This window comes from Microbacterium sp. HMH0099 (genome assembly GCF_049384025.1).
In the GTDB taxonomy this organism is placed as follows: Bacteria; Actinomycetota; Actinomycetes; order Actinomycetales; family Microbacteriaceae; genus Microbacterium.
In genome coordinates, this window is the sequence record NZ_JBMRJR010000002.1 from 397,796 (window position 1) to 418,213 (window position 20,418).

Annotated in this window: 17 protein-coding genes; 6 read left to right on the forward strand and 11 right to left on the reverse strand. The window is 73.4% G+C overall.

Going from position 1 to position 20,418, the window contains the following annotated elements; genetic code table 11:
• Positions 1-60: 60 nt before the first annotated feature.
• The 10 genes from ACO03V_RS05625 to ACO03V_RS05670 form a co-directional block, all read right to left on the reverse strand.
• Positions 61-828, reverse strand: coding sequence for an ABC transporter ATP-binding protein (locus tag ACO03V_RS05625; protein ID WP_423136906.1), 768 nt, complete (start codon positions 826-828; stop codon positions 61-63).
• Positions 825-1,637, reverse strand: a complete 813-nt coding sequence (locus tag ACO03V_RS05630; RefSeq protein ID WP_423136907.1) for an ATP-binding cassette domain-containing protein — start codon at positions 1,635-1,637, stop codon at positions 825-827. Before ACO03V_RS05630 ends, ACO03V_RS05625 begins: the two co-directional genes overlap by 4 nt.
• Positions 1,634-2,500, reverse strand: a complete 867-nt coding sequence (locus ACO03V_RS05635) for an ABC transporter permease (RefSeq protein ID WP_423136908.1) — start codon at positions 2,498-2,500, stop codon at positions 1,634-1,636. Before ACO03V_RS05635 ends, ACO03V_RS05630 begins: the two co-directional genes overlap by 4 nt.
• Positions 2,497-3,444 carry an ABC transporter permease gene (locus ACO03V_RS05640; protein WP_423136909.1) on the reverse strand — a complete coding sequence of 316 codons (948 nt, stop codon included), beginning with the start codon at positions 3,442-3,444 and terminating at the stop codon, positions 2,497-2,499. Before ACO03V_RS05640 ends, ACO03V_RS05635 begins: the two co-directional genes overlap by 4 nt.
• Before the next feature lie 32 nt (positions 3,445-3,476).
• Positions 3,477-4,991, reverse strand: a complete 1,515-nt coding sequence (locus ACO03V_RS05645; RefSeq protein ID WP_423136910.1) for an ABC transporter substrate-binding protein — start codon at positions 4,989-4,991, stop codon at positions 3,477-3,479.
• Between the two features lie 208 nt (positions 4,992-5,199).
• Complete coding sequence (locus ACO03V_RS05650) at positions 5,200-5,946, reverse strand: DUF1684 domain-containing protein (RefSeq protein WP_423136911.1); 747 nt, start codon at positions 5,944-5,946, stop codon at positions 5,200-5,202.
• A gap of 212 nt (positions 5,947-6,158) precedes the next feature.
• Positions 6,159-6,935, reverse strand: a complete 777-nt coding sequence (locus ACO03V_RS05655) for an LLM class flavin-dependent oxidoreductase (RefSeq protein ID WP_423136912.1) — start codon at positions 6,933-6,935, stop codon at positions 6,159-6,161.
• On the reverse strand, positions 6,932-7,864 hold the full coding sequence (locus ACO03V_RS05660; protein ID WP_423136913.1) for an LLM class flavin-dependent oxidoreductase: 933 nt from the start codon (positions 7,862-7,864) through the stop codon (positions 6,932-6,934). Before ACO03V_RS05660 ends, ACO03V_RS05655 begins: the two co-directional genes overlap by 4 nt.
• A gap of 523 nt (positions 7,865-8,387) precedes the next feature.
• Positions 8,388-10,922 (reverse strand): ATP-dependent Clp protease ATP-binding subunit, encoded by a 2,535-nt coding sequence (locus ACO03V_RS05665; RefSeq protein ID WP_423136914.1) that lies wholly within the window; start codon positions 10,920-10,922, stop codon positions 8,388-8,390.
• 66 nt (positions 10,923-10,988) lie between these two features.
• Positions 10,989-11,855 (reverse strand): hypothetical protein, encoded by an 867-nt coding sequence (locus ACO03V_RS05670; protein WP_423136915.1) that lies wholly within the window; start codon positions 11,853-11,855, stop codon positions 10,989-10,991.
• Positions 11,856-12,108: 253 nt separating this feature from the next.
• On the opposite strand from ACO03V_RS05670, the gene ACO03V_RS05675 reads away from it, so the two are divergent.
• From ACO03V_RS05675 to ACO03V_RS05690, 4 genes are read left to right on the forward strand one after another with little or no spacing between them, the layout of a single operon-like run.
• Positions 12,109-12,477, forward strand: coding sequence for a VOC family protein (locus ACO03V_RS05675; protein WP_423136916.1), 369 nt, complete (start codon positions 12,109-12,111; stop codon positions 12,475-12,477).
• A gap of 24 nt (positions 12,478-12,501) precedes the next feature.
• Positions 12,502-13,263, forward strand: coding sequence for an EI24 domain-containing protein (locus tag ACO03V_RS05680; protein WP_423136917.1), 762 nt, complete (start codon positions 12,502-12,504; stop codon positions 13,261-13,263).
• Between the two features lie 26 nt (positions 13,264-13,289).
• Entirely contained in the window at positions 13,290-13,439 is a 150-nt protein-coding gene (locus tag ACO03V_RS05685) for a hypothetical protein (protein WP_367726299.1), read from the forward strand.
• Between the two features lie 32 nt (positions 13,440-13,471).
• On the forward strand, positions 13,472-14,578 hold the full coding sequence (locus ACO03V_RS05690; RefSeq protein ID WP_423136918.1) for a class I SAM-dependent methyltransferase: 1,107 nt from the start codon (positions 13,472-13,474) through the stop codon (positions 14,576-14,578).
• Between the two features lie 21 nt (positions 14,579-14,599).
• Here ACO03V_RS05690 and ACO03V_RS05695 read toward each other — a convergent pair whose 3' ends face one another.
• Entirely contained in the window at positions 14,600-15,064 is a 465-nt protein-coding gene (locus ACO03V_RS05695; RefSeq protein ID WP_367726297.1) for a DUF3817 domain-containing protein, read from the reverse strand.
• Between the two features lie 541 nt (positions 15,065-15,605).
• On the opposite strand from ACO03V_RS05695, the gene ACO03V_RS05700 reads away from it, so the two are divergent.
• Both ACO03V_RS05700 and ACO03V_RS05705 read left to right on the forward strand, forming a co-directional pair.
• Complete coding sequence (locus ACO03V_RS05700; RefSeq protein ID WP_423136919.1) at positions 15,606-16,625, forward strand: FUSC family protein; 1,020 nt, start codon at positions 15,606-15,608, stop codon at positions 16,623-16,625.
• A 143-nt stretch (positions 16,626-16,768) separates the two neighbouring features.
• On the forward strand, positions 16,769-20,371 hold the full coding sequence (locus tag ACO03V_RS05705) for a LamG-like jellyroll fold domain-containing protein (protein WP_423136920.1): 3,603 nt from the start codon (positions 16,769-16,771) through the stop codon (positions 20,369-20,371).
• Positions 20,372-20,418: the final 47 nt, after the last annotated feature.

Here is a 20,418-nt window from a genome sequence, read left to right on the forward strand (position 1 = left end):
CAGCGGCCGGCACCGCCCCGGCGCCCGGGCCCGTCGCCGCGGCAGGTGCGCCGGGCGCGGTCACCGCGGCAGGCGCGGCACCGACGAGAGGAGACGGGCGGTGTAGGGGTGCGCCGGCCGCGACAGGACGTCCGCGGTCGGCCCCTCTTCGACCAGGCGTCCGCCCTCGAGCACGGCGACGCGGGCGCAGAGGGCGGCGACGACGGTGAGGTCGTGCGAGACAAGCAGCATCCCGATGCCCCGCTCGGCCGCCAGCCGCTGGAACAGCTCGATCACCTGCAGGCGCACGCTCGTGTCGAGGGCGCTCACCGGCTCGTCGGCCAGCAGCAGCCGCGGCTCGGGCGCGAGGGCGCGGGCGATCGCGATGCGTTGCCGCTGTCCGCCCGAGAACGCCTCCGGGTAGCGGCCGGCCGCGTCGGCGGGGAGCCCCACGTCGGCCAGCAGCGCGGCCACCCGTGCCCGACGGTCGCCGGGGATGCCGAGCGAGCGCAGCGGCTCGGCGATCGAGTCGCCGACGGTCATGCGGGGGTCCAGCGACGAGAACGGGTCCTGGTACACCGGCTGCACCGCGCGGCGGTAGTCCCGCAGCGCCGCGCGCCGCCCGGTCGGCAGCGGCGTCCCGTCGAAGCGCACGGTGCCGGAGGTCGGTGCCTGCAGCCCCAGGGCGACGCGCAGCAGCGAGGTCTTGCCCGCCCCCGATTCGCCCACGAGCCCGACGCTCTCCCCCGGTGCCAGCGCGAGCGACACGTCGTGCAGCACCGGACGTCCGCTGCGGTAGGCGAACGCGATGTTCTCGAGCGACAGGATGGGCGCGGCGGTGCCGGTCATCGGGGTCCCTCCGGCAGCAGGTCGTCGAGGGCACGGGATGCCGCGACGAGCTGCTGCGTGTACGGATCGACGGGCGCGGAGACGAGCGTGGCCGTGTCGGCGACCTCCACCTGCCGGCCGTCCTTCATGACGAGCACGCGGTCGGTCATCCGGGTGACGACGGGGAGGTCGTGGCTGATGAACAGCAGCGCCATCCCGCGCTCCGACACCTCGCGCTGCAGCAGGTCGAGCACCCCGGCCTGCACCGTCACGTCGAGGGCGGTCGTCGGCTCGTCCGCGATCAGCAGGCGCGGCGAGCCGGCGAGGGCGAGGGCGATGGCCACACGCTGACGTTGACCGCCGGAGATCTCGTGGATGTAGCTCCGCGCGATGCGCTCCGGCTCGGGCAGCTGGACGTCGGCCAAGGCGTCGAGCACGGCACGGCGCAGCGCATCTCCGCGGAGTCCGCGATGCCGGGCGAGCGGCCAGGTCAGCTGCTTGCCCACCCGCATGAGCGGGTCGAGCGAGGCGAGCGGCTCCTGGAACACCGCGCCGAGCACCGTACCGCGGACCCGATCGAGTCGGCGTTGCGGCGCCGTCACGGCATCCACGGTCCCCTCCCCGGTGCTGATCCGGGCGCTCCCGCGGGCGCGGAGCGGGTGCGCGAGGAGGCCGAGGGCGGCCAGGGCGGTGAGGGACTTGCCGGAGCCGGACTCGCCGATGATGCCGAGGCGCTCGCCCGGCGCGATCGACACGGTGACCGCCTCGACGAGCGACCGGTCGTCGAGGTCGACGCCGAGCGCATCGAGGTCCAGGAGCGGCGCGGTCATCGGATGCTCCTCGAGGCGGGGTCGGCGACGTCCCGCACGCCGTCGGCGAGCAGGTTGATGCCGATGATCGTCATGACCAGCAGGATGCCGGGGAGCAACGCCGCCGTCGGAGCGACGGTCACCGTGCTCTGCGCCTCCTGCAGCATCCGCCCCCAGGACGCGTTCGGCGGGGGCGAGCCCAGACCGAGGTACGACAGGGAGGCCTCGGCGATCACGGCCCCGCCGAACTGCAGCGCGAGCGGGACGATGAGGGTGGGCCACACGTTGGGCAGGACGTGCCGGCCGACGATGCCGACGACCCCCGTGCCCGACGTGCGCGCGGCGGTGACGAAGTCGCGGCCGAGGACGCGCACCGCCGTCACGCGGGTGAGGCGCGCCACCACGGCGGAGCCGGCGAGCCCGATGGCGAGGATCGCCGACTCCAGCGACGTCCCCCGCCACGCGACGATCAGCATCGCCAGGAGGAGGGTGGGGAACGCGATGGCGATGTCGAGCAGACTCGACACCGCGTCGTCGACGAGCGGCCCCGCGATCGCGGCGACGAGTCCGACGAGGATCCCGACCACCGCGGCGATCGCCACGGACCCGACGCCGACGAGCATCGCCAGACGGGCGCCGACCATGAGCTGCGAGAACAGGTCGCGCCCGAGACGGTCGGTCCCCGCCCAATGCTCGGCGCCCGGGGGCAGCAGCCGGCCGCCGCCGGTCTCCTCGGGGGAGAACGGCGTCCAGAACAGCGAGACGACCGCGACGACCGCGATCAGGCCGAAGAGCACCGCCCCGACGGCGAGGTTGATCGAGCGGCGACGGGCACGGCGCGGCGCACGCGGCTCGGTGACGACGGCGACGGCGGCGGTGCTCATGCGACCGCCTTCGCGCGCCGGTTGCCCGACAGCGTCCCCCGCAGGCGCGGGTCGATCAGGCGCTGCGCCACGTCGGCGACGAAGCCGAGCAGGAGGACGAGGGCGGTGGAGAACAGGATGACCCCCTGGACGCTCGGGAAGTCCTGCTCGCGGATGGCGACGAGGAGCATGTCGCCGAGCCCGGGCAGAGCGAAGACCCGTTCGATGATGACGGCGCCGACGAACGTCGTGGACAGCTGGATGGCCAGGATCGAGATCACCGGGACCACGGCGTTGCGGATGCCGTGACGACGCAGCGCCGTGCCGAAGCCCTGTCCCGTCGCGCGGGCGGCGCGGAGGTACTGCTGCCCGAGAACGTCGAGGGTGGCGCTGCGGACGTACCGCGCCAGGTCGCTGCCGGCGACGATCGCGATCGTGACGACGGGCAGGGTCAGCGCGAAGAGGGCGGCACCCGGATCCTCCCAGTCGCGGCGCGGGAAGCCGCCGGCCGGGAACAGGCGCCAGTTCAACGAGAGCAGACCGACCAGCAGGATGCCGACCCAGAACACCGGGACGGCCCCGCCCAGCTGCGACAGCGCGGAGAACGCGCTGCCGTACCAGGTGCGCGACTTCCACGCGGCGAGGAAGCCGACCGGCACGGCGATGACCACCGAGAGGAGGAACGACAGCAGCGTCAGCGGCAGCGTGACGTTCAGGCGCCGGATGATCTCGTCGCCGACCGGCAGCCGGTTCGTGAAGCTCTGCCCGAGGTCGAGGGTGGCGAGCTGCCCGACGTAGTCGAGGAACTGCTGCCACAGCGGCCGGTCCACGCCGAGGCGGGCGGCCGCCGCCGCGATCTCGGCGTCGGTCGCCCCCACGGAGATGAGGGAGAAGACCGGGTTGCCGAGCACGCGCAGCACGACGAACAGGATCACCACCGCCAGCGCGAGCGCCAGCAGCAGCAATCCTGTCCGTCGGAGCAGATAACGCCCGATGATCAGCCCTTCTGGATGCCGCTGACGTAGAACAGCGAGTTGAGGCCGTTCTCGGGCACGCCCGTCACACCCGGGGCGGCGACGCGCAGCTGGGGGTTGAGGTAGAGCCACACGCTCGCGGCGTCGTCGGAGATCTGCTGATTGACCTGGCGGATGAGCTCGGTCTGCTCCTCGACGCTCCCGGCCGCCTCCGACTCGGTGAGCCAGCGCTGCACGTCGGCGTTGTCGTAGCCCCAGTAGAAGTCGGGGTTGCCGTAGAAGTTGATGTCGCGGTCGTTGACGTGGCCCTGCAGCGTCGCCTGGAAGTCCTTGTCCGTGTAGACCTGCTGGTACCACTGGTCGTCGGTGATGATCTCGATGTCCGCGGTGATGCCGACCTTGGCCAGCTCCGCGGCGACGAACTCCGCCACCGTCGAGTGCACGCCCGAGTCCGGGGTCGCGACGGAGAAGGTGAAGCCGTCCGCGTATCCGGCCTCGGAGAGCAACTCTTCGGCGAGGGCGGGGTCGTACGGGTTGTTGTCGGCGAGGTCGATGTACCACGGCTCCGACGGCGGGACCATCGACCCGATCAGCTGACCGCGGCCGTCCCAGATGGCATCCAGGAGCTTCTCCCGATCGATCGCCGAGTAGATCGCCTTGCGGACGCGGGTGTCGCTGAACGGCTCGACGCGGTCGTTGAACGCGAGGATCTCCTTGGTGGTCGAGGTGCCCTCGATGATCTGGAAGCCGGCGTCCTCGAACTCGCCGAGGCTGTCGGGGTTGGACTGGCTCGTCACGAGGTCGACCGCACCGGTGAGCAGGGCGTTGTTCAGGGCCGTCGGGTCGGCGTAGTACTGGTAGACGACGCCGCCGTTCGCGGGAGCGTCCCCCCAGTAGTCGGGGTACACGCCGAGGGTGATCGAGTCGCCCTTGCGGTAGTCGTCGAGCTGGTACGGTCCGGTGCCGTCGGCCGTGGCGGTGAGGTCGCCGGCCTCGGAGTCGACGATCCAGACGTAGCCGAGGTTGTAGGTGAAGCTGATCGACGGCTGGCTGAGGGTGACCTCGACCGTGGAGTCGTCGACGGCGGTCACGGTGTCGATGACGCTGAGCTGACGCTTGCGTGCGGCGATCGATTCCTCGCCCACGAAGCGCTCCAGGCTGTAGACGACGTCGTCGGCCGTCAGCTCCTTGCCGGAGTGGAACGTCGCGTCCTGCAGCGTGAACGTGTAGGTGAGACCGTCCTCCGAGACCTCGGTCTCGGCGGCGAGCAGCGGCTCGACCTCCGCGTCGTCCGTGATCCGGAACAGGCCCTCGTACACGTTGCCGGTGAAGACCTCGGTGACGCCGGAGGAGCCACCGAAGATCTGGTCGAGGTTGGTGGGCTCGTTCTGCGAGCCGACGACGATCTCGGCCGAGGGGTCCGCTCCGCCCCCGCTCGCGTCGCCGCCGCCGGCCGCGCAGCCGGAGAGGACGAGCAGTCCGATGGTGGAGGCCGCGAGGGCGGCGCCGAGACGGGTGGAGCGCAGGCGTGAGGACACGTCGTTTCCTTCGGTGCGAGAACCGCGCGGGTGCTGTGGCGCGGCCGGGTGGGCGAGGTCGGTGGGTGGTCGGGGGTGTCGGGGGGTGTCGGGGTGGATGCCGCGGGTGGCGTTCCGCGGCGGGTGTGCGAGGTGGGGCGGGATGGATGCCGCGGGGGGCGGCCGCGGGGGCGCTGACGGCCTCATCGGGCCGGCGCCGCCGCCCGTGTCAGGGGTGGAAATCGCCGGCGAAGCGGACCCGCTTCTCCCCCGCGCGGACGGGGAGGGGCAGCCGGTTCTGGGGCGGCGGCAGCGGGCAGTTCATCTGGCTGGAGAATCCGCAGGGCGGCACGATCGCGCGGTTGAAGTCGATCTCGAGGTCCACGACGTCGCCGGGGACGAGCGGGCGCTCGGACGCCGGCCGGTCGAGGAAGAGGAAGCGACCGGCGCCGTAGCTCTCGGCGCCGTTCGTCGTGTCGCCGAACACGAGCTGGAGCTTGGCGGAGCCGCCGTAGGCGGTGTCGAACGCCGCGAGCCGGAACTCCTGCCCGTCGCGCTCGAAGACGAGGTCCCCCGAGACGGGGAGCGCCCGCGTCGCGCCGTCGTCGCGGATGTGCTCGAACGGCACGACGCGCTCCTCGTCGACGAGCTCGAAGCGACCGGGGAGCACCCAGGACGGGTCGTAGTCGTAGTACTCGATGCCTTCGAACGCCAGGTTCGCCGGAGAGTCCTGTCGCCAGATGCGGTAGCCCTCCTGCGGCTCGCCGGAGTCGATGTCCTCGCGGTGCAGGCGGGTGAGCAGCGCGGCGTCGGGATGCCCCTCGCGCGCGACGGACTCCGGCACCGGAGGCGCACCGGCGGCCGACCAATGCGTCAGGACGAGGGCGAGGGCGCCCTGCGGGGCGGTCACGGTCGCGCGACGGGAGGCGATCCACGCGGTGTGCGCGGCCGGGGCGGGGGTCTGGGGGGAAGACATCATCGACATTTCACAACGTGGGGCGTCGCACGAGAAATTCCGTGACGATTCGTTTCTTCCTGTCAGGTTCGCGGCCTCGTCGGCGGCGCGCGGTGCGCCGGGGCTCGGTCAGCGCGGCGGCGCGCGGTGCGCCAGGGCTCCGTCAGTGCGGTGCGGGCGCGGTGCGCCGGGGCTCGGTCAGCGCGGTGCGGGCGCGGTGCGCCCGGGGTCGGTCAGCGCGGTGCGGGCGCAGTGCGCCAGGCGAAGTCGACGTACGCCTCGACCGTGTCCTCGGGCACGATCGCGCGCAGCACGACCTCGTCCGCGGCCCCGGTGTAGGCCTCCAGCGCGTCGCCGAGCTCGGTCACGTCGCGGATGGTCGTGGCCGCGGCATCCACCCCCATCCGGGCGAAGTTCGCCGCGTAGTTCGGGAACGCGGCGTAGCGCGCCGTCTCGGCGTCGAGCCGCGCGCGGGCGGCCGACACGATGGCGGTGCGGACGTACACGGCGACATGGGCGGTCGACGCCAGGGCCTTCAGCTCGCGGGTCTGCGCCGCGGCCTCGACCGGCGGCACCCAGTTCAGGAGCACGCCCTCCGCCGCGGTCGCGCCCAGGCGACGCATCTTGGGGCCGAGCGCCCCGACCACCACGCGCGGAACCCCTGCGTCGTGCAGCACCTCGACGGCCTCGCGGACCCGGCCCAGCGCGCCCTCGCGCGCGATGCCCGAGCCGATGCCGAGGGTCAGCCGTTCCGTCGGCAGACCAAGGGATGCCACCTCCTCGGCGATCATCGACGGGGACCGACGGTCCACGGGCACGACGCCGGTGGCCAGGCGCAGGCGGCCGGTGACCTCCGCCGCGGCCGCGAGCGCTGCCAGGGCGTCGCCGTCGGGGGTGTCGTTGACCCAGAGGGTGTCGAACCCGGCCTTCTCTGCGGCGACCGCGATCTGCGCGATGGCGGCGGGTCCGAGCGAGCCGGCGACGCCGAGCGACACCGTCCCCCGGCTCACGCGACGCCTCCCTCGGTCGGCTGAGCCCGGCTGTCGGACGGACCCCGGGCGGCCCCGGACTCCGCGTCGGGCGACGCGACGGTCACCTGTCCCGCCGCGGAGAGGAACGCGGCGAGGTCGACGTCGTCCGTGGGGAGCAGGACGACGTCGTCGACTCCCGCGGCGTGGAAGCGTGCGACGCCCTCGGCCACCGCGGACACCGATCCGAACAGCGCACGCTCGGCGGCATCCGGCCGGTCCGTCATGCGGGCGGTGACGCTCTCCTCGGCGTCGGGCCCGAACGCCGTCAGCACGTACGCGACGACGTCGGCGCGCCCCTCGCGGCCGGCCTCGCGGCGACCGGCGTGCACCTCGTCGACGGCGGCGGCGACCTCCTCGATCGTGTGCCGGCTGTCGAGCACGACGCCGTCGGCCACCGCCCCGGCGAGGCGCAGGGTCTTCGGGCCCTCGGCGGCGGCGTAGACACGGGGGGCGACCGCGGGCGGCCAGTCGAGCGCGACGTCGCGGAGCCGCACGTAGCGGCCCGCGGTCGTGACGGTCTCGCCGGCCAGCAGCGCGCGCAGCGCCGGCAGCTGCTCCTGCATGAGCGTCAGCGGGGAGGCGGCCTTGGCGCCGACCTGCCGCATCCAGTCCTGCACGCCGTGTCCGAATCCGGGCAGCAGGCGTCCGGGGAACATCCGCTCGATCGTGGCGACCTCCATGGCCGAGGCCGCGACGTTGCGCAGCGGGAGCGGGGCGATGCCGACGCCGATGCGGAGGTGGTCGGTGACGGCGAGGGCCGCGGCGGCCGCCGCCCACGCGGAGGACCGGAAGCAGTCCTCCCACAGCCACAGCTCGGCCACCCCCGCGTCCTCCGCGGCCCGCGCGGCGTCGCGCAGCTCCTCGGGCGGATGCGGGTACGGGCTGAAGATCGTGCCGATACGACTCATGCCTTCACTCTGCCGCGCCCCACCGACATCGCGTCAGCCCCTGGCGCGCCCGCGCGACGGTGTGCGACCCGCCGTCCGGCTCCACCTCGCCGACCTCCGGAGAAGTCCCGCCGCCCCCTCCCCGCCTCCCCCCACCCGACCTCGCCGAACTCCGGAAAGTTCGCGCCGCGGGTCCCGAATCGGCCTGTTCCCGGCCCTGCGGCCCCGAAAACTCAGGAGTACGGCGACGGCCCGCCACGCCACAGCCGCACCCCCGCCCCGAAAACTCAGGAGTACGGCGACGGCCCGCCACGCCACAGCCGCACCCCCGCCCCGCAAACCCAGGAGTACGACGACGGCCCGCCACGCCACAGCCGCACACCCGCCCCGAAAACTCAGGAGTACGGCGACGGCCCGCCACGCCACAGCCGCACACCCGCCCCGGAAACTCCGGAGTACGACGACGGCCCGCCGAAGCCCGACACGCCCCCGGGCACGGAAACGCCCCCGAGGTCCGAAGACCCCGGGGGCGTGCGATCCGCGACTACGCGGCGAGCGCCTCGACGCGCGACCCCGCCGTCACGACGAAGCCGGAGGCCGTGGCATCCACTGTCACCGCTCCCCCGTCGGCGAGCTCGCCCGAGACGAACAGGTCGGCGATGCGGTCGTCGACCTCGCGCTGGATGAGCCGGCGCAGCGGCCGGGCGCCGTACTCGGGCTCGTAGCCGACCTCCGCCAGCCGGTCGACGGCGGCCTCGGTGACCTCGAGGCCCACCTCGCGGGCGGCGAGCCGTCGCGCCGTCGCGCCGAGCATGAGCCGGACGATCTCGCGCAGCTGCTCCTTCTCGAGCTTGCGGAACATGACGATGTCGTCGATGCGGTTGAGGAACTCCGGCCGCATCGCCTCCCGCAGCTTGCCCATGACGCGGTCGCGCAGGTCGTCGTCGGCGAAGTCGCGTCCGGTCGTCGTGAAGCCGATCGCTCCGGAGCGGGATGCCAGGAACTCGCTGCCGAGGTTCGAGGTCATCACGATCACCGTGTTCCGGAAGTCCACCGTGCGCCCCTGTCCGTCGGTCAGGCGTCCGTCGTCGAGCACCTGCAGCAGCAGGTTGAACACGTCGGGGTGGGCCTTCTCGATCTCGTCGAACAGGACGACCGCGTACGGGTTGCGGCGGACGCGCTCGGTGAGCTGTCCGGCCTCGTCGTAGCCGACGTATCCCGGAGGGGCGCCGACCAGGCGCGACACGGTGTGGCGCTCGCCGAACTCGCTCATGTCGAACCGGATGACCGCGCCCTCGTCGTCGAACAGCGACGACGCCAGGGCCTTGGCCAGCTCGGTCTTGCCGACGCCGGTCGGTCCGAGGAAGAGGAACGACCCGACGGGGCGGCGGGCGTCGCCCATACCGGTGCGGTTGCGGCGGACGGCCTTGGACACGGCGGTCACCGCGTCGTCCTGTCCGACGACGCGCGCGTGCAGCTCGTCCTCCAGCTGCGCCAGGCGGCCGCGCTCCGTCTCGGTGAGGCGGGCGACGGGGATGCCGGTGGCCCGGCTGATGACGGCGGCGATCTCGGGCTCGTCGACGACCGCCCCGGCGGACGGCGCGGACGTGGCGCTGTCGAGCCGGACCTGCACGTCGGCGATCTCGTCGCGGATGCGCGAGGCCTCCTCGTAGTGCTCGGCGGACACCGCGGCGTTCTTGTCCGCCTCGAGCGTCGCGAGCCGCGCGACGAGGGCCGACACGTCGACCTTCGCGCCGAGGCGCAGCCGCAGCCGCGCGCCGGCCTGGTCGATGAGGTCGATGGCCTTGTCCGGGAGGACGCGGTCGGGCAGGTAGCGGTCGCCCAGCTCCACCGCCGCGCGCAGGGCGTCGTCGGTGTAGGTCACCTGGTGGTGCTCCTCGTAGGCCGAGCGCAGGCCGCGCAGGATCTCCACGGCATCCGGGATCGACGGCTCGCCGACGCGGACCGGCTGCAGGCGGCGCTCGAGGGCGGGGTCCTTCTCGATGGTGCGGTACTCGTTCAGGGTGGTGGCCCCCACCAGGTGGAGGTCGCCGCGGGCGAGGCGGGGCTTGAGGATGTTCCCGGCATCCATCGAGCCGTCGCCGGTGCCGCCGGCGCCGACGAGCGTGTGCACCTCGTCGATGAACACGACGAGCGAGCCCTTGTGGGCGGCGATCTCGTCCATCGTCTGGGTGAGGCGCTCCTCGAAGTCGCCGCGGTAGCGGGCGCCGGAGAGCATGGCGGCGAGGTCGATCGACACGACGCGCGTGCCGCGCAGCTGCTCCGGGACCTCCTCGGCCACGATCGCCCGGGCGAGACCCTCGACGATGGCGGTCTTGCCGACGCCGGCCTCGCCGATCAGGACGGGGTTGTTCTTCGTGCGACGGCTGAGGATCTCGATCGTCTGCTCGATCTCGTCCGCGCGCCCGATGACCGGGTCGAGCTCGCCGGCCGCCGCGCGGGCGGTCAGGTCGGTGCCGAAGCGGTCGAGGTTCGGGGTCGTGGATGCCTCTTCGGCGGGCGCGAGCGTCTCGTCGCCGCCCACGACGGTCTCTCGGACCCCCTGGGTCAGGGCCTCGGCGGTGACGCCGGCCTGCGCGAGGATCTGCCCGGCGGGGGCGTCCTGCGCGAGCACGAGGGCGAAGAACAGGTGGTCGGGGTCGACGTAGGTCGATCCGGCGGCGCGGGCGACCTGGAAGGCGTGGAACAGCGCACGCTGAACCGAGCCCGCGACGACGGCACCGTCGACGTCGGCGGCGGCACCGGCGGCGGGCAGGCGACTCTCCGCCGCGCGGGCGATGGCGGACGGGTCCGCGCCCAGACGCGTGACGGCGTCGCGGGCGGGCGACTGGCCGACGAGCACGTGCAGCACGTGCAGGGCGTCGAGCTCGCGCTGGCCGCGTCCGAGGGCGTAGCGGCCGGCGGCCTGAAGGGCCTCCTGCGTCCGCGCGCTCAAGAAGCGGCTGAGGTCGATGGAGCGCTCGGCGCGCGCCCGCTCTCCCGCGAGGTAGCGCGCGAGGAACTCGTCGAACGACTGGGCGCCGTCGTCGCCGGCGCCGGGGGTGAGGTTCTCGGGCAATTCGTCTCCTGTGATACGTGAGTCGATCTGACGCAAGTTTGCTACTTGAGTCTCGACGTATCAAGTTCAACGTGACGATGCCGCCGGTATTCCCGGACCCAGGCGCGGGTCCACGTCGTCCCACAGCTCGACGGTCTGCACGACCCAGAACACGAGGAACAGGAGGAGCGCCGCCGCCTCCCCGACGAGGACCACCGGGAACCCGCGGAGGTCCACCACGGCCGTCCCCTCGAGCACGAGCGCGACGAGCAACAGCACCAGGGTCAGGAGGATGCCGCCGGCCACGACTGCATAGGCGACGCGCACCCCGCGGGGGCGTCGTCCCGGTGACGGCGGACGTCGGGCGGCGAGCGCCGCGACCGCCCCGACGAGCGCGAAGAACGCCACGGCCGCGACGGTGTGCGCCGCCAGGAGGAACCCCTGCGGCGACGAAGCAGCCCACAGGGCGCCGCCGACGACCAGGGCCAGGATGACACCGATCGTGATCGCGACCCCCCGGCTCGCGGTCCCCTGCACCCGCGCCAGGATCGCCGCCGCGACGGCTCCGAGGACGACGACGGATGCCACGGAGACGGCGTTGTTCGCCACGGTCGGCACGACCTCGGGCGGGACGCAGCGTCCGCCCGCCGGACACGCGTCCCCGTCGACGGTGGTCGGCACCACGGCCACGACGAGCGCGAGCACCGCGGCGACGTCGAGCAGCCCCTGCTCGAGGCTCCGGCCCGAGAGCGCCACGAGGGCGGCCGCGACCGCGAAGAGGCTCCCCACGAACACCGGCCCCGCCGGCGAGTAGTACGCGGCGCTGAGGGAGGACAGCGGCCCGCCGACGACGAACTGGACCGCGACCGAGACCGCCAGCAGCACGGAGGCCCCGACGAGGACCAGACGGACGTATCGGTAGGTCCGCTGCGTCGAGGTGGTGCGGAGGCGCATTCCGCCATCCTTTCAGCGGCGCGGCCCGTCGCGGGACGTGCCGTCCTGCGGACTCGCGGGCGACACGCCGCCTCCCGGGCCCACCCCCACGGCGTGTCGCGCCCGGACTCCGCACGACGGCACGGACGACGACCCCGACACGACAGCACGGACCCGGATGGATGCCACCGGCCCGGCATCCATCCGGGCCCGCCGGGGGGTGTCCGATGTCGGAGGCCCGGAGCATACTGGCCGCACACGAGGGAGGACCGTCATGGAATGGAAGATCGAGCTCATCTTCGTCCCGGTGTCGGACGTGGACCGGGCGAAGGAGTTCTACGAACGCATCGGCTTCCACGCCGACGACGACCAGCGAGTGAACGACGAGCTGCGCTTCGTGCAGATGACCCCACCCGGGTCGGCGTGCTCCATCGCCTTCGGCACCGGACTCGGCTTGACGCTGCAGCCGGGGCAGCAGGACACGATCCAGGTCGTGGTCCCGGACGCCGACGCGGCGCTCGCGCAGCTGCGGGACGCCGGTGCGGTCGCCGACGGCGTCGACGAGCAGGCGTGGGGGCGTTTCGTCACGTTCGCGGACCCCGACGGGAACCGGTGGACGCTGCAGCAGATCCCCGGGCGGTGAGGCGCGTTCTGCGAGACTGACCGCATGCGCGAATTCCTCGCCGGTGCCGGGATGCTCGGCCGCGGCCTCGGTCAGTGGCGACGCACGCCAGGCGCGATGGCGCTCGGACTCATCCCCGGTGCGGTCGTCGGTCTGGTCGCCGTCGGCGCGCTCGTCGCCTGGGGCATCACGCTGTCGAACGTCGTCGACGACTGGACGCCCTTCGCCGACAGCTGGGCGCCGTTCTGGTCGGACGCGCTGCGGGTCGCCGTGGGCGTCGCATCCTTCGGCGCGGCCCTCCTGATCGTCGCGGTCACCTTCACCGCGGTGACGCTGACCGTCGGCGAGCCCGTCTACGACCGAATCTGGCGCGCCACCGAGAAGTCGGCCACCGGGCAGGTCCCGGACACGGAGTACGGGTTCTGGCGTGCGGCGGGAGACAGCGTACGGCTGGTGGTCCGCGGCATCCTGGCCGCTCTCGTCGCCTGGCTCGTGGGACTCGTCCCCCTCGTCGGCGGCGTCCTCGGAGCGACCGTCGGTATCGTCCTCACCGGGTGGCTCCTCGCCGACGAGCTGACCTCGCGGGCCCTCTCCGCCCGCGGGCTGGACCGCCGCGCCCGCCGGTCACTCCTCCGGCGCAACCGCGCCCGCGCCCTCGGCTTCGGCGTCGCGACGCAGCTGTGCTTCCTCGTCCCGCTCGGGGCGGTGGCGATCATGCCCGCCGCGGTCGCCGGCAGCACGCTCTGGGCGCACGCGGCGCTCGGCGAGAGGGCCGCGGTGCGCGAGGCCGCCGACGGGGCACGATAGCCTGGGACGACCGAAGGGACCCCCTCATGTTCATCATCTCTCTCGTGCTGTTCCTCGCCGGCATGCTGCTCACCGGCCTCTCGTTCTCGCTGGCCGCACCGGCGCTGTGGTTCGCCCTGGGCGTCCTGCTCGTCGCGGCCGCGCTGGCCGTGCCGTTCCACTTCGGCACCCGGTAAAGACCTCCGGCTGCCCCGCAGCCGCATCCGACGTGTCCTTCCCGTTCGACGCGCTCCGTCGCCGCCCCGATCTCGAGGGCCCCGACCTCCTGCCCTTCGACGCCGCCGACCGGTTGATCCTCGACGAGTCGGCGGAGTCCCGCGCCGCCGCGCAGGACGGCGATCTCGTCGTCATCGGCGACGGCTACGGCGCGCTGACCCTGGCCGCGGCGCACGCGGGAGCGCGTGGCATCCGGGTCCATCAAGACGCCCTCACCGGGGAGCGCGCACTGGCGGCCAATGCCGAGACACTCGGGCTGGACGGCACGTTCGCAACGCACCCCCTCCTGGATGCCGACCTCGTGACCGGCGCCCGGACCGTCCTGCTCCGCCTGCCCCGGTCTCTCCGCGCGCTCGACGACATCGCCGGGCTCATCGCCGCGCACGCCGATCCGTCCGTGGTCGTGGTCGCCGGCGGCCGACTCAAGCACATGACGGTCGCCATGAACGACGTGCTGCGCCGGCGGTTCGACCGCGTCGACGTGACGCATGCCCGGCAGAAGTCCCGGGTGCTCCTCGCGCGGGACCCGCACGACGGGATCGACCCGGAACCGGATGCCGCTCGCGCGGACGGCCTCGAGATCCGGGCGTTCGGCGGCGCGTTCGCCGGCGCCGCGATCGACATCGGCACGCGGCTGCTGCTCGCTCACCTTCCCGCGCCGACGGGACCCGAAGCCATCGATCTGGCCTGCGGAACCGGGATCGTCGCCGCGACGCTGGCCCGGCGGCATCCGTCTCTGCGCGTGGTCGCCTGCGACCAGTCCGCCGCGGCGGTCGCCTCCGCGCGCGCCACCGCTGCCGCGAACGACGTCGCCGACCGGGTCGAGGTCGTGCGCGACGACATGCTGCGGTCGCGCGCGGACGGCAGTGCGACCTTCATCGCGCTGAACCCGCCGTTCCACGTCGGAGCGGCCGTCACCGAGGACGTCGCCCCGCGGCTGTTCGCCGACGCCGCGCGGGTGCTCCGGTCGGGCGGCGAGCTGTGGACGGTCTGGAACTCTCCGCTGCGCTACCGCCCCGCGCTGGAGCGCCTCGTCGGGCCGACGCGGCAGGTGGCGCGGAACGCCAAGTTCACGGTGACGGTGTCGACGCGACGCTGACGCGCGACGCCGCCGGGCGGCTCAGCCCTTGCCGCCGGGCGGGCCCACGACGAGCAGGACGACGAACACCACCGCCACGGCCGCGGCGAGGAGCAGACCCAGCACCCCGGGCCGACGCAGGAAGAAGCGCAGCAGCCGGTCCACCGGCCGCCGGTCGCGCGGATCGTCGCTCTCCTCGCGACGCCACGATCCCCGCAGTCGGCCGCTGCGCTGCAGCCAGATCTCGGTCGGGATCGTCGCGTACGGGATCACCGCGCTGACCACGGCGAGCGCGGTCGGCCCGATCCCCCACCGCTGGTTGAGAGCGACGAGCACGGCCGTCGCCCCGTAGGCGAGGAAGACGAAGCCGTGGATGCCGCCTCCGATCGACACCGCAACGGACAGGTCGGCCGTCGCCCTCAGGATCAGGCCGCCGATGAGCAGCGTCCAGGAGACGGCCTCGGCGATGGCGAGCGTGCGGAACAGGGTCAGGGGCGTGCGGAACACGTCTCTCCTCGGGCGGGTCGGGGCTTCCCACCCTACGGAGCGCCGCCGCCGCGCGAGCAGGCTCCGTTCGACGTCGAAGGACGTCACTCCCGCGGCAGGTCGTCGCCCTCCACCGTGGGGTCCGACTGGCCGCCGTCCGCGGCCGTGGACGTGTCGGGCTCGGGCCCGGGCTCGATGGGGGCTTTCTCCCGTTCGGCATCCATGGGTCCAGTCGAGCAGACGGGACCCGGGATGCCGCTCCCCTTGACGCCCGCCGCCCCGCGCCCCTGCCCGCCCGACATCCCCCGCCGCAGCCCCCTCCCCCGCCCGCCTCACTCGCGCACCTCACTACGGCGCTGACTTGTCGCAAATGCACGCCCACAGCAGCCGCGCCCGTACATCTGCGCCAACTCACGGCATCGGGGCACAGACCGCGCTGACTCGCCGCGAATGCACGCTCGAAGCCCCCGTCGGCGAGCATCTGCGCCACCTCACGGCGCCGGGGAACGCGGGGGCGACCACGGCCGACGGGCCGGCGCGGGCACCGGCGTAGGGTGGAGGGGTGGCAGAAGCATCCCGGGGTCGAGTCTGGACCGGGGTCCTCCGCATCGGTCCGCACCAGGGCGATCACCGCGTCGCGCTGCGCGCGGCGGTCAGCGTCGCCGTGCCGCTGCTGATCCTGCTCCTCATCGATCGCCTCGACCTGAGCGTCTATGCCAGCTTCGGCGCCTTCGCCGCGCTGTACGGTCGGCAGGATCCCGCCCGCGTCCGGCTCCGCATGCAGACGACCGCCGGTGTCGTGCTCCTCGCGTGCATGCTCATCGGGACGACCCTCTCCCTCGTGTCGACGCCGCCCCTCCTTGCGGTCGCGGTCATCGCCGTCGTCGCGGCGGCCGTGACGCTGTTCGCGTACCGTGCGCAGTGGCATCCTCCGGGCGCGCTGTTCGCGGTGTTCGCCGTCGGGGCGTGCGCCAGCTTCCCCGCGACCCCGCTCTCCCTCGCCGAGGTGCTCGTCGTCGGCGCGACGAGCGTCGCGTGGTGCCTGCTCGTCACCGTCGTCTTCGCGCTGGCCCGCCGCGGCCTGCGCTCCCCGCGGTCCAAGCCGCGCCTGGCGATCGGGCCCGTGGCCTGGGAGATGACGGCGACCGTCGGCGTGGCCGCGCTCCTGGCCGGGGTCGCCGGGCTGCTCCTGGTCGGCACCCACTGGTACTGGGCCGTGGTGGGCGCGGTCGCCGCCGTCGGCGGTGCGCACGTCACGGCGCGGCTAATCCGCGGCGCGCAGCGACTGACGGGCACGCTGCTGGGCGTCCTCGTCGCGGCCGGCCTGCTCGCGCTCCACCTGCCGGCATGGGCGGTCATCCTCATCGCCGTCGCCCTGCAGGCCGGGGCGGAGCTGTTCGTCGGGCGCAACTACGGCATCGCGATGGTCTTCATCACGCCGCTCGCGCTCCTCATGGTGTCGCTCGCGTCCCCGACACCCCCGGAGCTGCTGCTGCGCGACCGCGTGCTCGAGACCGTCATCGGGGTCGCGGTGGGCACGGTCGTCGCGGTCGCGTCGGCGGCCCTGCGCCGACGGCACTGACGCGGATCGATCTCTTGTTAGCGGGAACATTTCCCGCTACCGTAGGCGCCGGACCCGGCGGCACCCCGCCGGACGGCAGCGACCACCCCCGCGTCCTGCCGCTGTTCGCACCTGGTTCACCGCCGAACCGAGAGGAACCGTCGATGAAGACGACCGCACGCCCCCGTTCCCGCCGGCCGCTCTCCGCCGTCGTCGTGGCCGCCACCACCCTCGGCCTGCTCGCGCTCCCGGGCCTGCCCGCCGCCGCCGCCGAGGCGCCGACCCCGATCCTGTCGTACGACTTCGCGGCATCCACCTCCCCCGGTTCCGCTCTCGCGGCCGGCGCGACGATCGCCGACGCGGCGGGGTCGCACCCGGGCACCGTCCGCGGGACGGGCGCGACCTCCGTCACCGGACCCCGCGGCGGGTCCGACCGTGCGCTGAAGCTCCCCGGCGGCGCCGCCGGGTCGGCCGCCGCGTTCGTCGAGATCGCTCCCGGGCTCACCACCGCCGCGACGACCGACGTCACCATGTCGGCATGGATGCGCTGGGACGGGAACCAGAGCTGCGCCTGGGCCTACACGCTCGGCCAGTCCAGCGACCGCTACCTCTTCACGACCCCCCAGTGCGGCGGCCGCCTGATCGGCGCCGTCAAGAGCGGGTCCGAGCAGCGGGCCTCCGCGCCCGGCCCCGCGGACGTCGGCCGGTGGAGCCACGTCGCCGTCGTGCTCCGCAGCGGCGTCAGCGTGTCCACCTATGTCGACGGCACCCTCGTCGAGACGACCCCGACCGCCGTGACCGGAGCCGCCACCGTGGGGACCAGCGCGTTCTCCGGCCTGCTCGGCAAGTCCTTCTACGGTCCCGACCCGTTCTTCGCGGGCGCCCTCGACGACGTGCACGTCTACGCCCAGGCCCTGACCCCCGAGCAGGTCCGGATGGATGCCGCCCCCACCGCGACCGCCATCGTCCAGGCCGACGCGGAGGCCGTCCGGGTCCCCGTCTCCGGCCCCGTGACCGGCGACATCGCCCTGCCCACCCGCGGAGCGGGCGGATCCGCCATCTCCTGGGCCAGCAGCGACCCCGCGGTGGTCGGTGCGAACGGCACGGTGCGTCGTCCCGCGGCCGGCTCCCCCGACGCCGTCGTCACCCTCACCCCGACCGCGACGCTCGCCGGAGCGAGCGCGACCGGCGCGGCCACCAGCGTCACCGTCGCCGCGGACACCGAGGCCGACGCCGCCGCGCGTCTGCGGACAGCCCTCGTGGTCCCGCCCGTCGTGGCATCCGGGACCACCCTTCCCACCGTGGCGGGGTACCCGATCGCGTGGACCGCCGACGGCACCGCCCCCGCGAACGACACCCTGACCAACACCACGGCCGCGGACCGCACCGTCCAGCTGGTCGCGCGGGTGCGCGTCAGCGCGACGACGGTCACGAAGACCTTCGCGGTCACGGTGCTGAGCTCGCAGACCGGGCGCCAGCTCGTGTCGTACACCCGCACCCCCACCGGCGAGCGCAACGCGAACACCGACTCGGTCGCCCGCAGCCTGCATCTCGCGCTCGGGACGTCGCCCGCCGACGCGACCCCGCTGTACAAGAACGGCGGTATCGCCTTCGCCGAGGGCGAGTTCTTCGCGGTCGACCGCATCGACCACCGCGGGATCGCGAACCCGTCGCTGTTCACGTTCGCCGACGGCACGATCGGCGTGATCGCGACCCGCGTCCAGCAGGGTGGCGGCGCGGACGGCACGCAGACCTCGAGCGCGCTCGTCTTCAAGGCGACGGATGCCGGTGCGACCGACTTCACCGAGCTGGGGCTGCTCGACCTGGGCACCACCGCGGGCGTCGTCGAGCCCCGCGCCGTCTACGACTCCGACCAGAAGCGCTACCTCGTCTCGTGGAGGGACGCGGCCGGCGCAGCCCGCTCGACGACCGTCACCGACCTCGCGCGCACGGAGCTGCGCACGGCGCCGTTCTGGCCTTCGAACGACGGCAAGCGCTCGTGGGTCGTCACGGAGGGCAACCGCGGCGCGGTCCTGTCCGGCTCGGCGATCACCGTCGCGAGCCCCGACCTGTCCGGCTTCGCCTCCCGGGTCGCGGACGCGCGTCCCGCCGGGACCCTCCCCGTGTCGGGGGCGACGGCGACGTCGCTGACCGCCCGTCTGGGACGGATCGTCAACACCGCCGTGTCGGTGAAGCCGCAGGTGGTGCGCCAGGGCGAGGCGTCCACGTTCGCGGGAACGAAGGCCGACCTGGCGTACTCGGACGGGTCGACCGCGACGCGCGGCGTCGACTGGAACCAGGCGGACCTCGACCGTCTCGCCACGGCGGCGCCGGGTACGTACACCGTCAGCGGGACCGTGCGTCAGCGCGAGTACGCCGAGCCTTTCGCCTTCAACCGGGCCGACCCGACGATGTACCGCTACGAGCGCGACGGCGAAGTGAAGTACCTCTTCATCGCGACCGACGACACGAACAACAACAACATCGCCTCCGCGCACCTGCCGATCCGCGTCGCGGACACGGTCGACGCGCTCGCGGACGTCAACGGCGGCCGCTCCATCGAGGTCGACCTGCTCAACCGGAACACGCGCGGCGACCGCACGGCCGAGGGCAAGGTCATCGCGGGATGCTACTGGGCGCCCGAGATCCACGAGATCGGCGGCAAGCTGTCGATCCTGTTCGCACCGTGCTTCAACCCGGACAACGACCAGTCGACGCAGGGCGGCGCGTGGTTCACGGTGCAGGCGCACATCATGCAGCTGCGCGACGGCGGCGACCCGGCGAACCCGGCCGACTGGTCGAAGCCGAGCGCTGTCACCAAGGCCGACGCGTCGCCGCTGGGCCGCGCGGAGTTCGGACGCAACATCAGCCTCGACATGACGTACTTCGAGTCCGGCGGCACGGCGTACTACGCCTGGTCGCAGCGCTACACGCCGGTCGGAGCGCCGCTGAGCGACCCGGCCACCTGGATCGCCAAGGTCGACCCGGCGCAGCCGACGCGCGTCGTCGGCGAACCGGTGCCGATCATCGTGCCGAGCCTGTCGTTCGAGGAGCGGCTCGCCGAGGGGGCGTTCGCCATCCAGCGGGACGGCCGGATCACCCTCGTCTACTCCAGCGACGGCGTGAGCCCGAAGTACATCGTCGGCGGCGCCTGGGCCGACGAGGACAGCGACCTCACCGACATCGACAGCTGGCACAAGTACGACCTGCCGCTGCTGAAGAGCGAGCCGATGCCCGCCGGGGTGACCGACTACCGCACCTACGAGCAGGGTCCCGGGCACGGCTCGGTCACCACGGACGAGGACGGGAACGACCTGTACGTCTACCACACCTGGGGCGACGGGGTCGGGGGCGACGGACGGGACACCCGCATCGTGCGCATCCATTACGCGGCCGACGGCCGTCCGGTCTTCGACATGACCCGCGACGAGGAGGTGCTGCCCGCCCTGCGGACGGTGACGACGACCGTCACGGTCACGCCCGCCCTCTCGGCGACCGCCGCCTCGCGCTGCGTCAGCGGCAAGGTCGTCCTCGTCGGCACCGTGCAGAACACCGGCACCTCGCCTGTGACGGTCACCCTGTCGTCGCCGTACGGGTCGCGGAACCTCGGGTCCCTCACGCCGGGCGCCCGCACCTCGGGATCGCTCACCGTCCGGGCGTCGGCCGTGGAGGCGGGCTCCCTCACGGTGACGGCGACCTCGACGGTCGACGGCAAGAACGTGACGACGCAGACGTCCGCGGCCTATCCGGCGCGGTCCTGCCGATGACGCGCTAGTCGCATCGGCGAGGGGCGGGACGGAGGGATGCCGTTCCG

Bases quoted from the DNA above. Each gene is read 5' to 3' on its own strand.
- ACO03V_RS05625 (WP_423136906.1), bottom strand. From the start codon at position 828: ATGACCGGCACCGCCGCGCCCATCCTGTCGCTCGAGAACATCGCGTTC.
- ACO03V_RS05675 (WP_423136916.1), top strand. From the start codon at position 12,109: ATGGAATGGAAGATCGAGCTCATCTTCGTCCCGGTGTCGGACGTGGAC.
- ACO03V_RS05685 (WP_367726299.1), top strand. From the start codon at position 13,290: ATGTTCATCATCTCTCTCGTGCTGTTCCTCGCCGGCATGCTGCTCACC.
- ACO03V_RS05660 (WP_423136913.1), bottom strand. From the start codon at position 7,864: ATGAGTCGTATCGGCACGATCTTCAGCCCGTACCCGCATCCGCCCGAG.
- ACO03V_RS05635 (WP_423136908.1), bottom strand. From the start codon at position 2,500: ATGAGCACCGCCGCCGTCGCCGTCGTCACCGAGCCGCGTGCGCCGCGC.
- ACO03V_RS05670 (WP_423136915.1), bottom strand. From the start codon at position 11,855: ATGCGCCTCCGCACCACCTCGACGCAGCGGACCTACCGATACGTCCGT.
- ACO03V_RS05650 (WP_423136911.1), bottom strand. From the start codon at position 5,946: ATGTCTTCCCCCCAGACCCCCGCCCCGGCCGCGCACACCGCGTGGATC.
- ACO03V_RS05630 (WP_423136907.1), bottom strand. From the start codon at position 1,637: ATGACCGCGCCGCTCCTGGACCTCGATGCGCTCGGCGTCGACCTCGAC.
- ACO03V_RS05705 (WP_423136920.1), top strand. From the start codon at position 16,769: ATGAAGACGACCGCACGCCCCCGTTCCCGCCGGCCGCTCTCCGCCGTC.
- ACO03V_RS05680 (WP_423136917.1), top strand. From the start codon at position 12,502: ATGCGCGAATTCCTCGCCGGTGCCGGGATGCTCGGCCGCGGCCTCGGT.